Below are 12,867 nucleotides of genomic sequence, written 5' to 3' on the forward strand. Positions count from 1 at the left end.
TGTTGTTTGGACACAATCACTTGAAAGAGTACTTTAAGGTTATAGCTGAAAACAATACATTTCATACTTCGTATATATTTTATGGCAATGAAGGAATAGGTAAAAGGTTATTTGCTCTTTATCTTGCAAAAAGTGTTCACTGTGAAAATGGAATATTTTTTGAGGATTGCGGTTGTAGAAGTTGTAAACAGATTGATAATAAAAGTCATCCTGATGTTGTGATTTTAGAAGAGGATGAGCTAAAGATTGATAATATTAGAGAAATTAATGAGAAAGCTTTTTTATCCTCTTTTACGGGAAAACGAAAATTTTTTATTTTGGACAATTTCCATAAAATAAAAAGAGAAGCTGCCAATGCTATGCTAAAAACTCTCGAAGAATCTCCTTTGGATACTACATTTATTTTGATAACACATAATTATGAAATGGTAATTCCTACGATATTGTCTCGGAGTATCAAAATTATGTTCCATCCATTGAGTTCAAACGAGATGAGGCAGGTGTATAATGTTGTAAAAGATGAAGAAGAAACTTATAATATTGATTTTGAATATTTTGATCTTTTAGAGTTTATAAATCTTGTAAGCAAGATTAAAGAGAGAGATGAATTTAAGATAATTTTAAAAAAAATTTATGAAGATTTCAAAAAATTATATTTTAAGAGTTTAAATGAAAAATATCTTTATTGTTCTGATTATCTGCTGGATATTTTGAAAAGTGTTGACTATAATATAAATCTTGATATAGCAAAAGGGTATTTAATTACAAAAATTATTGAGGTAGCAAGTGATTGAGATAAATGCGATAGGTGTGGCTTTTAAAAGAGCTGGGAAAATTTATGATTTTTTAACTAATAATGTGGATGCAAAAAGGGGTGATTTTGTTGTTGTAGAATCGGAGAAAGGTGAAGATATAGCTACTGTTGTTATTCCTGATAGAAAAATTCAAATAGAAGATATATCTGTAATGAAGAAGGTTTTAAGAGCTGCCACTAGCGAGGATCTTGAACAGCTGGCACAAAATAGAAGAGATGAAATAAAAGCGTTGGCTATATGTAAGAAATTTGTAAAAAAACATAAACATGATATGAAGCTTTTAAAAGCTGAATACACATTGGATAGAAAGAAATTAACCTTTTATTTTACAGCTGATGGAAGGATAGATTTTAGAGAGCTTGTGAAAGATCTTGCAAGAGTTTTTAGAACTAGAATAGAAATGCGACAGGTTGGTGTGAGGGATGCTACAAAAATATTAGGTGGAATTGGTGTTTGTGGCAGAGAGCTTTGTTGCGCATCCTTTTTAAGAACTTTTCAAAATATATCTATTAAGATGGCTAAAGATCAAAATCTTATTTTGAATCCGTCAAAGATTTCGGGTGTTTGTGGTAGATTAATGTGTTGTCTTATGTACGAAACATATGAAGATGATTTGATGGAAGGTGAATTTATAGAATTTCAAGATATTTTGGACGAACAAAGCGGAGGAAAAATATGAGTAAACAAACATTTTATGTTACAACCCCTATTTACTATGTAAATGATGTTCCTCATATTGGGCATGCATATACAACTGTGGCGGCAGATGTTTTGGCTAGATACAAAAGAATGTGTGGTTATGACGTTTTTTTTCTTACAGGTACAGATGAACATGGACAAAAGATCGAACAGGCTGCCTTAAAAAAAGGGATTACTCCTAAAGAACTAGCAGACTCTGTAGTGGAACGCTTTAAAAGCTTGTGGGTTAAGCTTAATATTTCAAATGATAAATTTATCAGAACCACTGATGAATCTCACAAGAAAGCTGTGCAGAAGATTTTTAAGAAAATGCAGGAAAACGGTGACATATATTTAGGTGAATATGAAGGTTGGTATTGTACACCTTGTGAGACTTACTGGACAGAGACTCAACTCCTTGATGGTAATAATTGTCCATCTTGTGGCAGAGAGACGCAAAAATTGAAAGAGCCAAGCTATTTTTTTAGGATGTCTAAATATCAAGATACTCTATTGAAATATATTGAAGAAAATCCTGACTTTATACAGCCACCCTCAAGGAAAAATGAGATAGTATCTTTTATTAAGGAAGGACTGAAAGATTTATCTGTAAGTCGTGTATCATTTAAATGGGGTATCCCTGTACCTGGCGATGATAAACATGTGATTTATGTATGGATAGATGCTCTTACTAATTATATTTCTGGAATTGGTTATGTTGATGAAAACGAGGAATTTAAAAAGTTTTGGCCAGCTGATGTTCATCTTGTAGGAAAGGATATTTTGAGATTTCATACTGTATATTGGCCTACAATGTTGATGAGTGCCGGCTTACCTTTACCTAAAAAGGTTTTTGCTCATGGTTGGTGGACAGTAGAAGGGCAAAAAATGAGCAAGTCTCTTGGTAATGCTATAGATCCAAACTGGCTTGTGGATACTTTTGGTGTGGATGCTATTAGGTACTTTTTGTTGAGAGAGGTACCTTTTGGACTTGATGGAGATTTTTCATTTAAAGCTCTTATTCATAGGATAAACGGTGATTTGGCAAATGATTTAGGTAATCTTTTGAATAGGACTCTTGGGATGGTAAAAAGATATTTCAAAGGTATTATTCCTGAATACAAGGTAGAAGATGAAACAGATATTGAGCTGTTTAAGAAAGTGGAAGAAGTATTTAATGAAGTAGATAAACACATTGATTCAATCGCATTTAATAAGGCTCTTATGAGTATCTGGACACTTGTGGCAGAGTTAAACAAATATATTGATAAAAATGCACCATGGATGCTTGCAAAGGATGATAGTCAAAGAGATAGACTTGAAACGGTATTATATGTAGTACTTGACGGGATTCGCATTTTGTCTCTACTGATTTATCCTTTTATGCCTAAAACTTCAGAAGAGATTAGAAATCAACTTAATATTAAAATAGATATATTTAAAGAAAGTTTTGAAGATCTAAAGAAAGTGAAACTACTTAAATCTGGCAATAAAATAGGTGAGGTAAAGCAACTTTTTCCAAGAATTGACGAGAAAGAATTCCTTGACAGGGTTACAGCTGAGAATAAGAAGAGTGAGCCAGAAAAGGTAGTGGAAGAGATAACGATTAATGATTTTTCAAAAGTGATAATTAAAGCAGGGAAGATACTTGAAGCAGAAAAAATTGGGAAATCTGAGAAATTATTAAAATTAAAAGTTGATTTAGGAAATGGTGATATCAGACAGATTGTGGCAGGTGTGGCAAAAAGTTATGAGCCAGGTGCACTTGTGGGTAAGACGGTTGCTGTTGTTTCCAATTTAAAGCCTGCAAAGCTTATGGGAGTGAAATCAGAAGGTATGATACTTGCTGCTTGGGTTGGTGATAAACATGTGGTGGTTGAGTTGGCTGATGAGGTACCTGCTGGGAGTGTAATTAAATGATTGATTTGGAAACATCAATTGAGCAGTTAAAAAAAGAGAAGCTGTATTTTACAGATACTCATGCTCATATCCATTTTGAACCGTTGAGTTCAAAACTTGATAAAGTTATTGAAAATTGTAAAAGAAACTGTATTGGTAGAATAATAAATATTGGTATTAACCTCAATGATTCAAAAAGAGCTTTGACTGTTGCAAAGAAATATCCTTTTATTTATGCTGCTGTGGGTGTGCATCCTCATGATTCTGCAGATTTTAGAATAGAAGATCTTGGATATTTTGAGGAGCTTATTCAAGATGAGAAAGTTTTGGCAATAGGCGAAATAGGACTTGATTATTATAGAAACTATGCTCCTGCTGATATTCAAAAAAATGTTTATAGGATATTTCTTGATTTTGCATTATCTCTTGATAAACCAGTTATTATACATAACAGAGAGTCAAGTGAAGATATTGTAAAGATTTTGAATGAAATGAATAATAATGGAAAATTAAAAGGGATTATCCATTGTTTTAATGGAGATAGAACTATTTTAAAATGGGCATTGGACAATGGATTTCTTATATCGTTTGCTGGTTCTGTGACATATAAAAGTGCAGTTGAAATAAGGATTGCAGCTAAAGATATACCTCTTACCAGTGTTTTGGTGGAAACAGATTCACCGTATTTAGCCCCTGTACCAAAAAGAGGTAAAACAAATGAGCCATCATATACTATATACACTGCAAAATTTTTAGCAGAATTGTATGGGATTACGCTTAATGAGCTGGCAAAAATTACTGAAAATAATATTTCAAGGTTGTTTGGAAGGTTAAATGCCTTGTAAGGTATTACTTGTTGAGGATGATCTTAATACTTTGCATGGGTTAAAGACTTTTCTTGAGAATGAAGGTTTCTGTGTAGATATTGCGGATAATGGAAAAGATGCGTATATCTTGCTACAAGATGGTGATTACTCTGTAGTAATTACAGATATTAATATGCCTTTTATGGATGGTCTAAATTTTCTCAGTAAGATAAGAAAGTTGAATGAAGATATGTTGGTGATTGTAATTACTGCGTATAGTAATATAGAAAATATGGTTATAGCATTTGATTTAGGAGCTGTAGAATTTATTGAAAAACCTTTTGATCCTGATGATTTGTTAAGATGTATTAAAAAGGTTTTGTCAATTTAAGGCGTTATAATCGTAAAGGTTTCTGCAAATTCATGATTGTATCATCTTATGAGTTTTTATCATGATGTGTATAGATTGTAATGTCTCTCAAATTGTAATTTGCTAGTGAAAATTAATTTGGGATTTTTATATATGTACCAGGAATTAAAAGTGTAGTTTTCAATTTGTTTGTTATTTTTATTTTTTCTACTGAGGTGTTAAACTTATTTGCAATACTCCATAGTGTATCACCTTTTCTAATAAGGTATTTTCTACTTTTTGTAAGGGTATATCTTTTATATCTTTTCTTTTTGTAGTTATATTTTTTTGAGACAATAATGGGATCACCTGGTCTAATAAGCCTTGGATTAATTCCTTTATTGAGTTTTATGAGTTCATAAACGGATAATCCATATTTATGTGCTATGTTATATAGAGTATCACCTTTTCTGACTATGTAGATTCTTGGTGTTACTGCGTTGATATCATTTGCAAAATTTTGCATTGCGAGAGATTTTGCATATTTTTTTAAAGGAATAAAAATAGGACCCGAAAAGAGTATAAAATCATACCGTAAATTGTTTAACTTTTTAATAGATGCAACAGAAACTCTGAATTTTCTTGCGATTTTATAAAGTTTTTCTTTTTTCTTTGCATAGTAGATTTTTACCTGTAATAGTTCTTCTGGTGACAACTCAGCTATTTTTTTCTCTAAAAACATTTTTGTTCCATAAGGTATTCGTAGTTCAAAATTATCATTTGGGGGGGTAATTGGTTTTTTTAAGGACGGATTAAGTTCTTTGAGTTTTTTGAAATCAGTGTTGAGCAAATCAGCTATTACGTATAAATTCACTGGTTGGTTGAGTTTGATTTTATCAAAGATTAATGGATCAGTTTGTGGGGGTTCAAAACCATATTCTAGGTAATTTTTATAAATTATAGTTAAGGCGATAAATTTTGGGACATAATCTTTAGTTTCTTGCTTTAAAAATCTATATTTAGATATTTTAAAAAAGTTTTTAGTTTTGTATCTTTGTGTTGCTTTTAATACTTTATAAAAACCACCATTATAAGCTGCAATGGCTAAGTACCAGTCATTAAAGTATTTATGTAAATATTTTAAGTATTTTGCAGCTGCAATAGTAGCCTTTTCAAAATCCCGTCTTTCATCTACCCAGAAGTTGTTTTTTAAACCATAAATTTTCCCTGTGGATTCCATAAATTGCCACATTCCACCAGCCCCGGCCCAGGAATAAGCATATACATCAAAACCACTTTCAGCAAAAGGTAAACAAGCAAGATCTGTGGGCAGGTCCATTCTTCTAAAAATATCTTTTACAATGTAGATATACTTATTTGCATTGTTTAACCACCTTTGAAAGGTGATAGGATAAAGTTTTGTGTACCGTTTTATGAAATATTTAACCCTTGCATTAACCACAATTGGAATGTCGTAATCTTTTTGGTTGAAAGTTTCTGAAGTTAAATTAAGGGTTAACGATTTATCGAAAAGTAAGGAGGTTTCAAAGTTGGTATTGGGTGAGAAAAGTTTAAATTCATCATTTTTTAGTGGCGATACAATAGGTTTTTTTACTATTTCAACTTTTTTTACAGGAGGATTGCTTTGAATATTGTGAATATTTTGTTTTGTTTGCGTTTTTAAATCAATAAGTGAACATGAAATGAATAAAAGAGATAAAAAAAACAATAACAATAGCTTTTTCATGGTGGGCATAGTAAACTAAATGTTCTTTTCTTTCAATCTTTTTTTGGATAAACCTGAAGCTACAATATTTTCTTTTTTATTAATTGTTTGAATAATTTTTAGTTTTTCTTCATGATTAAAATGTGTTTTGTATTTACTATAAAATTTTAGTAAGGCAAGTAATCTGTAATATTCTATATTTTTAACACAATGGCTGAGATGGTCATTTAAAAAAAATCTTTTTATAATGGTTTTTAGGTTTAAAAATCCTATTTGGTAAAATAGTGCAACTCGTAGCCAAAGATCATAATCTTCCGCAATAGGTAATGATTCGTTAAAAATTCCTGCCTTGTTAAAAACTTCTTTTTTTGCGATGAAACTTGAAGGGCTGATTCTACAATGGTCAAGTATTTTTGTTAAAATTTTTCCTCCAAACTTTTTATGCTTTTTACCCTGATTGATAAATACACCATTTTTGTACCAGAATTCATCAGTGTGGCATACATTAAAGTTGTTTTGTTTCATAAAACTTATTTGTCTTTCAAGTTTGAAAGGTAGCCAAATATCGTCAGAGTCCAAAAAAGCTATGTATTCACCTTTTGCGAGTCGTATTCCTACATTTCTTGCTGCACTGACACCTTTGTTATTTTCAAAGCGAACGTATTTTACTAAATTTCTATAAGGTTTTATCGCTATGGCAATGTCTACACTGGAACCGTCATCAACTATAATGATTTCAACATTTTTAAATGTCTGACAAAGAACAGATTCTATTGCATCTTTTAAGACAGTAATACGATTATATACTGGTATAATTACTGATACCATTGTCACTAAACCAACGTTCGAAAATATCTAAAAAATAATCAATCTACATTTCTTAGGTTATCCATAATTGTGGAAAAGACTAGTATTGTGTTGGTTTGCCTAACACCTGTAATATTTCTTATTTTTTTTATTAACTGAGAAAGAGTTTCAGTATTTTTTGTAACAACTTTTAAAATCATTGTAAAATCACCTGTTACATGATGACATTCTATGATATCTTCGTCAAAATTCGCTAGTGTTACTTCGAAGTCTTCTATATGTTGAGCGTTATCGATGGAGATTCCTATAAAAGCTAATATATCATATCCTAATTTTTTATAGTCAATTTTGGTGGTGTACTGTTTTATGATACCTTCTTTTTCAAGTTTCTTTATCCTTTCAATAACTGAAGGTGGCTTCATTCCCACAGCTTTTGATATGTCTGCATAAGAAGTTCTTCCGTCTTTAATTAGAATATTTATTATTTGCTTGTCAACTTCGTCTATAAATTTCATTTTTACCTCCATTTTTCTACGGATATTCTATCACACAATTTGTATAGTTTGCAAGTTGAACACTTTGGAGAAATTGGGGTGCATATCTTCTGACCAAAGCTTACCAGCATTTCGTTCCATTTTTTCCAGTAACTCTTTGGCAAAATTTTACGTAATTCCATTTCTGTTTTTTCTGGTGTATTTGTTTTAACTAGACCAAGTCTATTACAAATTCTATGAACATGTGTATCTACACAAATGCCATATTTGTTGAACCCTTCTACAAGAACAAGATTTGCAGTTTTTCTACCTACCCCTTTTAATTTTAAAAGTTCATCTAAAGTATTAGGTACACGGCCACCATATTTATTTACGATAGTTTTTGAAATTTCCTTTATAGTTATTGCCTTTTTTTTGTAGAATCCTGCGGGATATATTAAAGATGCAATTTTTGCTTCTTCAAGTTTGTACAATTTCTGTGGGGAATCTGCAACAGAAAAGAGCCTCTTGGAGGCAGCAATAGTAACATCATCTTTGGTTCTTAATGAAATTAGGCAACTGATCAGCACCTTAAAAGGATCATTTTTTGTCTCTTTAGATATTTTAGTTACAGAGGGTTCAGATAAGGTTTTATAGATATCTTTAAGTGTCTGATAAATTTTGTCTACTTTGTCAGTAGTTTTCAATGAATTCTCTCAACTTTGGTTTTATGTGGATATTATTCAGATCAAGCTTTCTTAATGATTTTACCAGTATTGAAATTTTGTATTCAGGTGTAGATTTTTTATCTATAATAATATAATATTTATCTTTCACTCTGCAAAGTCCACCTTTTGCCTTAGTGGCTTCATATCGTACAGAAATATTTAGTTTGTATGCTATTTCCTCTAATTCTTTTATTAATTTACGTTTATCTTTCATGTTTTGTGTTTTACAAATATTTTACAAAATTTCAACAATATTCTTAAGATAATATTACAATAAAAGTTAGTTAATCTTTTTTATGTAAGATTGCAGCAAAAAATCCATCCCCCTCTGATTTGTGAGGTAATGTATAAAAGCAGTTATCTTGTACAAGACTTTTATCTATCTCTGGTGAGATAAGTTTAATGTTATCATATTTGTTTAAAAGCCAATGGATATTTTCAAAACCTTCTTCAGGTTCTAGAGAACAAACACTATAAATTAAATATCCACCTTTTTTTAAAAGTGACACCCCTTTTTCTAAAAATCTTTTTTGATAGTTTGACATTTTGTTAATATCTCTATCATTTTTTAACCACAAAACTTCAGGGTGTTTTCTAATAGTTCCAAGAGCTGTGCATGGAGCATCAAGAAGTATGAAATCATACAACGTATTGTCATTGAAGTGAAAAAAATCAGATTTAATTACTTTTACATTGTTGCAATTATATTTTCTTAAATTTTGCGATAAAACTTTTAGTCTATCAGGATTTTTTTCAATAGCTATTATTTTAGCATTAGGATAACGTTTTGATAGCAAGATAGTTTTTCCTCCTGGTGCTGCACAGCAATCTAGGATGTTTTGTACATTTTGTAATTTTTTTAATAGTGGAATTTTGAAAGAGTTAATATCCATAGGATAATAGATACTATCATCATACCCGTTTTTATATTCATATATAGATAAGTTACTGGTAGATACTAAATAATATTTTGGAATTTTGTGTAAAGATTGTAAGAAAAGTTCAAATTCATTTTTGTTTTTAAATCTTTTTTGCCACCTGTCAAAAAAATAATGGGGAAAGTCATAATATATGTGGTATTCTTTTAACAGATTTATTTTATTTTTTACTATGTTTCTTAAAACCGCATTGACAAGAGGTTTTTGCTTTTTAGGGGTTAACTCTACAGATTCATTTACTGCAGCATAATCTGGGATATCATTTAAAAAGAGTATTTGTGCTGCCCCCAATGTAAGAGCAGCCATAGATTCTATGGGAGTATCCTTTTTAAGGTATTTTGTTAAAATGTATTGAATAAACCCAAAATGTCTGAAAATCTCAAAATATATTTTTCTGTAAAACTTTTTGTATGGATTGTCAGTGAAAAAATCTTCTTTTATTTGACCATTAAAAAAATTAAGGAGAAGGTTGTAAAGCCTTCTCCTTGTTTTATCCGCCATATGCTAATTTTCTAAGTCTTTTAATTCGTTCTTCTATTGGGGGGTGAGTGGAAAATAGTGATAAGATACTTTTACCACGTAATGGATTCATAATGAACATGTGTGCTGTAGCAGGGTTAGCATTCATTGGTACCGCTTGTACACCATAAGCTATTTTTTCAAGTGCACTTGCAAGAGCTAATGGTTTTCCAGAAAGTTTAGCACCCCGTTCATCAGCAAGATATTCTCTTGATCGAGATATAGCCATTTGAATTAGAATGGCTGCAATAGGGGCTATTAACATTGCAATAAAAGCTCCAATGGCACCACCGGCATTTTCATCATCATCAGATCTAAATCCTCCAAAAATAAATGCCCATCTAGCCCAATCTGCTAACAACATAACTGCACTAGCTACGGATGCAGCAATTGTTGAAATAAGAATATCTCTGCCGTAAATATGAGCTAGCTCGTGCCCCAATACTCCTTCCAATTCATCTTCATTTAATAAATTTAGTATTCCTGTAGTTACAGCTACTGCTGCATGGTTTGGATTTCTTCCTGTAGCAAAAGCGTTAGGAGTGGGATTGTCAATAATGTATACTTTTGGCATAGGCATGCCAGCTTTTTGAGTAAGCCTTCTTACTATTGAATATAGCATTGGTGCTTCTGTTTCGGTTACTTCTTTAGCTCTATACATTGCTAGTACTATCTTATCACTAAACCAATAAGATATAAAATTCATTCCTAGAGCAAATATAAAAGCTAACATCATTCCTGTTCTACCACCTAATAATCCTCCAATAAATATGAAAAGGAGAGTTAACAACCCAAGTAGAAAGGCTGTTTTTAAAGTGTTTAAATTCATATGGTTAAACCTCCATTAGTCATTTTTTTATAATATCTACGAGATAGATAATTTTTCAAGGGTTTGGTTCAAATTTTCGGTTCGAATTTATCACCTTCTTTAATTGAAAATCCTGCAAGAAATGAAACAACAGGCATTCTTTTTTTCCCTTCAAACTGAATTTCTTTAACAATAAGTGAACCACTGCCACATTTTACTTTAAAATGTTTCTTTGTAACATCAAAAATTGTACCTTTAACTATGTCCTTTTCATCATTTGTAACATCTGCTTTAAAAAATTTTACTAGTTTTCCATTATAATACGTAAATGCAGTAGGCCAAGGTTGTAATCCTCTTATTTTTCGTTCTATTACCTCAGCTGATTCATTGAAGTCAATCAATCCATCTTCTTTTTTTAATATGGGTGCATAGGTTGCTGCAGAGTGGTCTTGTTTTTTAGGAGTGATATATTCAAAATTTGTTATTGTTTCAATGAGCAAGTTTGCTCCAGTATCAGCTAATTCTTTTGAAAGTTCTACAGCATTCTTTTTGTCAATAGCTGTTTCATCCGTCAAAAGAATATCTCCAGTATCAAGTCCTGTATCCATCAACATGGTGGTTACACCAGTTTTCTCTTCTCCATTAATAATTGCCCAATTAACAGGTGCAGCGCCTCTATATTTTGGTAAAAGAGAAAAATGAACGTTTATTGGTGCTTTGCTAGGAATGTTTAATATTTTATCTGGCAAAATTTTACCGTAAGCTACAACTACTAAAAAATCCGGTTTTTTTTCTGCAATCTTGTAAAATGCTTCTTCATTATTTTTAAGTTTTTCTGGTTGAAATACTTCAATACCATGTTTGAGGGCAAACTCTTTTGTTGGGGGGGCTTTGAGTTTTTTCCCCCTTCCTTTGGGTTTATCTGGTTGACAAACAACAAGATTAACATTGAATCCTGTTTCTAAAAGTTTCGCAAGGGTAGGTACAGCTATTTCTGGTGTTCCCATAAAAACGATATTCATAATACTACACTCCGTTGAAATTCAAGAGAAGAAGAGCCTAATAGGCTCTAAAAAATATATTCTTCTTCTGATAACCTTTTTGCTACTTCATCAATTATTCTTTTTTCATCATCAATGTTTTTAGCTTCAAAAGTTACAGTAAATCTTAGATAATGTCCTGCATCATCCCAAGGAACAGAAGATATGAGTTTTTCCCTAATTAAGTAATCGCAAAATTCCTCAGCATTTTTGAATTCTTTGCCACTTTTAGTACCTTTTGGTATTTCAAAATAAAGATAAAATGTTCCCTTGGGTTCATTGACGTAAAAACCAAGATCTTTTAAAACTTTTGCCAAAGCTTGTAATCTTCTTTGGTATTTTTCTCTAACGTTATCTATTAATTCTGGATGTTGTAAGGCATAAGTTGCTGCCTTCTGTATTGGTATAAACTGTCCTGAATCGTTATTATCTTTTACTGTAGCAAATGCTTGTACGAGCAGCTCATTTCCGCATACAAAGGCCATTCTCCAACCTGTCATATTATACGATTTTGATAATGAATGAATTTCTACGCCGACTTCTTTTGCTCCTTCAATTTCTAAGAAGGAAGGTTGCCTTTCTCCATAGGTAAGTTCAATATATGCTGCATCATGGATTACTGTTATATTGTTTTCTTTAGCAAATTTTACAACTTTCTCGAAAAATTCTTTAGGTGCAAGAACTCCTGTTGGGTTGTTTGGATAGTTTAAATACAGAATTTTTGCTTTTTTTCTAACATCTTCAGGGATAGAGTCTAAGTCAGGTAAAAAGTTGTTTTCTTTTGTTAAAGGTAAATTATATACACTTCCTCCAAGGTATTTTGTGATTGTACCTGTAACAGGATAGCCAGGTACTGTCATTAAAGCAATATCACCAGGATTAATTAGACAGAATGGAAGCATTGCAAGGGCTGGTTTTGAACCAATTGCATGATTTACTTCTTTAACAGGATCTATATCGACACCAAATCTTTTTTTCATATATTCAGCAGCGGCATCTTTAAATTCTTGAATTCCATTGTCTGCATAAAATCTGTTTTCTTTTTTTTCGGCTTCAACTTGCAGTACCTTTACAATACTCATATCTGCCATATCATCAGGTTCACCCACTCCAAGATCTATAAGTTCCTTCCCTGGATTTGCTTCTAAAGCAGCTCTTTTTGCTCTTTTTATTTTTTCAAATTTGTAGATTTTCGTATCTTTGCCAAACATTTTTCCGCCTAAACGTTCAGCAATAACATTTTCCATAAAATCTCTCACCACATCCTCCTTCAATCTTTGA

General features: G+C 31.5%; 14 protein-coding genes. 5 read left to right on the plus strand and 9 right to left on the minus strand.

All coding sequences use genetic code 11. The annotated features are described in order from the left end of the window. Nucleotides 1-20 precede the first annotated feature (20 nt). Genes OWK30_RS04695 through OWK30_RS04715 form a run of 5 tightly spaced genes read left to right on the plus strand, consistent with a single transcriptional unit; the run spans nucleotide 21 to nucleotide 4,589 of the window. Nucleotides 21-794, plus strand: a complete 774-nt coding sequence (locus OWK30_RS04695; protein WP_423324061.1) for a DNA polymerase III subunit — start codon at nucleotides 21-23, stop codon at nucleotides 792-794. Further along, nucleotides 787-1,494 carry a PSP1 domain-containing protein gene (locus OWK30_RS04700; RefSeq protein ID WP_423324063.1) on the plus strand — a complete coding sequence of 236 codons (708 nt, stop codon included), beginning with the start codon at nucleotides 787-789 and terminating at the stop codon, nucleotides 1,492-1,494. The genes OWK30_RS04695 and OWK30_RS04700 overlap by 8 nt, the downstream gene beginning before the upstream one ends. Beyond that, nucleotides 1,491-3,413, plus strand: a complete 1,923-nt coding sequence (gene metG, locus OWK30_RS04705; RefSeq protein WP_423324065.1) for a methionine--tRNA ligase — start codon at nucleotides 1,491-1,493, stop codon at nucleotides 3,411-3,413. The genes OWK30_RS04700 and metG overlap by 4 nt, the downstream gene beginning before the upstream one ends. After that, complete coding sequence (locus tag OWK30_RS04710; RefSeq protein ID WP_423324067.1) at nucleotides 3,410-4,237, plus strand: TatD family hydrolase; 828 nt, start codon at nucleotides 3,410-3,412, stop codon at nucleotides 4,235-4,237. The genes metG and OWK30_RS04710 overlap by 4 nt, the downstream gene beginning before the upstream one ends. Then, nucleotides 4,227-4,589, plus strand: coding sequence for a response regulator (locus OWK30_RS04715; protein WP_423324069.1), 363 nt, complete (start codon nucleotides 4,227-4,229; stop codon nucleotides 4,587-4,589). The genes OWK30_RS04710 and OWK30_RS04715 overlap by 11 nt, the downstream gene beginning before the upstream one ends. 112 nt (nucleotides 4,590-4,701) lie before the next feature. Here the strand turns inward: OWK30_RS04715 and OWK30_RS04720 are convergent, their stop codons facing one another. From OWK30_RS04720 to OWK30_RS04760, 9 genes are all read right to left on the minus strand, one after another. After that, nucleotides 4,702-6,294: a LysM peptidoglycan-binding domain-containing protein gene (locus tag OWK30_RS04720; protein WP_423324071.1), complete on the minus strand. Its 1,593-nt coding sequence runs from the start codon at nucleotides 6,292-6,294 to the stop codon at nucleotides 4,702-4,704. Nucleotides 6,295-6,309: 15 nt separating this feature from the next. Further along, on the minus strand, nucleotides 6,310-7,101 hold the full coding sequence (locus OWK30_RS04725; protein ID WP_423324232.1) for a glycosyltransferase family 2 protein: 792 nt from the start codon (nucleotides 7,099-7,101) through the stop codon (nucleotides 6,310-6,312). Between the two features lie 38 nt (nucleotides 7,102-7,139). After that, complete coding sequence (locus OWK30_RS04730) at nucleotides 7,140-7,595, minus strand: Lrp/AsnC family transcriptional regulator (protein ID WP_423324073.1); 456 nt, start codon at nucleotides 7,593-7,595, stop codon at nucleotides 7,140-7,142. A gap of 2 nt (nucleotides 7,596-7,597) precedes the next feature. After that, nucleotides 7,598-8,260, minus strand: coding sequence for an endonuclease III domain-containing protein (locus OWK30_RS04735; protein ID WP_423324075.1), 663 nt, complete (start codon nucleotides 8,258-8,260; stop codon nucleotides 7,598-7,600). Next, complete coding sequence (locus OWK30_RS04740; RefSeq protein ID WP_423324077.1) at nucleotides 8,247-8,495, minus strand: hypothetical protein; 249 nt, start codon at nucleotides 8,493-8,495, stop codon at nucleotides 8,247-8,249. The genes OWK30_RS04735 and OWK30_RS04740 overlap by 14 nt, the downstream gene beginning before the upstream one ends. 70 nt (nucleotides 8,496-8,565) lie before the next feature. Beyond that, nucleotides 8,566-9,720, minus strand: a complete 1,155-nt coding sequence (locus OWK30_RS04745) for an RsmB/NOP family class I SAM-dependent RNA methyltransferase (protein ID WP_423324079.1) — start codon at nucleotides 9,718-9,720, stop codon at nucleotides 8,566-8,568. Continuing rightward, nucleotides 9,710-10,567: a zinc metalloprotease HtpX gene (htpX, locus tag OWK30_RS04750; RefSeq protein WP_423324081.1), complete on the minus strand. Its 858-nt coding sequence runs from the start codon at nucleotides 10,565-10,567 to the stop codon at nucleotides 9,710-9,712. The genes OWK30_RS04745 and htpX overlap by 11 nt, the downstream gene beginning before the upstream one ends. 68 nt (nucleotides 10,568-10,635) lie before the next feature. Beyond that, nucleotides 10,636-11,568 carry a methionyl-tRNA formyltransferase gene (gene fmt / locus OWK30_RS04755; RefSeq protein WP_423324083.1) on the minus strand — a complete coding sequence of 311 codons (933 nt, stop codon included), beginning with the start codon at nucleotides 11,566-11,568 and terminating at the stop codon, nucleotides 10,636-10,638. 47 nt (nucleotides 11,569-11,615) lie between these two features. Next, on the minus strand, nucleotides 11,616-12,845 hold the full coding sequence (locus tag OWK30_RS04760; RefSeq protein ID WP_423324085.1) for an LL-diaminopimelate aminotransferase: 1,230 nt from the start codon (nucleotides 12,843-12,845) through the stop codon (nucleotides 11,616-11,618). Nucleotides 12,846-12,867 lie beyond the last annotated feature (22 nt).

The organism is Deferribacter abyssi (genome assembly GCF_049472655.1).
In the GTDB taxonomy this organism is placed as follows: domain Bacteria; phylum Chrysiogenota; class Deferribacteres; order Deferribacterales; family Deferribacteraceae; genus Deferribacter; species Deferribacter abyssi.

Coding starts and splice junctions, on each gene's coding strand:
- metG (WP_423324065.1), top strand. CDS start 1,491: ATGAGTAAACAAACATTTTATGTTACAACCCCTATTTACTATGTAAAT.
- OWK30_RS04710 (WP_423324067.1), top strand. CDS start 3,410: ATGATTGATTTGGAAACATCAATTGAGCAGTTAAAAAAAGAGAAGCTG.
- OWK30_RS04715 (WP_423324069.1), top strand. CDS start 4,227: ATGCCTTGTAAGGTATTACTTGTTGAGGATGATCTTAATACTTTGCAT.
- OWK30_RS04720 (WP_423324071.1), bottom strand. CDS start 6,294: ATGAAAAAGCTATTGTTATTGTTTTTTTTATCTCTTTTATTCATTTCA.
- OWK30_RS04725 (WP_423324232.1), bottom strand. CDS start 7,101: ATGGTATCAGTAATTATACCAGTATATAATCGTATTACTGTCTTAAAA.
- OWK30_RS04730 (WP_423324073.1), bottom strand. CDS start 7,595: ATGAAATTTATAGACGAAGTTGACAAGCAAATAATAAATATTCTAATT.
- OWK30_RS04740 (WP_423324077.1), bottom strand. CDS start 8,495: ATGAAAGATAAACGTAAATTAATAAAAGAATTAGAGGAAATAGCATAC.
- OWK30_RS04745 (WP_423324079.1), bottom strand. CDS start 9,720: ATGGCGGATAAAACAAGGAGAAGGCTTTACAACCTTCTCCTTAATTTT.
- htpX (WP_423324081.1), bottom strand. CDS start 10,567: ATGAATTTAAACACTTTAAAAACAGCCTTTCTACTTGGGTTGTTAACT.
- fmt (WP_423324083.1), bottom strand. CDS start 11,568: ATGAATATCGTTTTTATGGGAACACCAGAAATAGCTGTACCTACCCTT.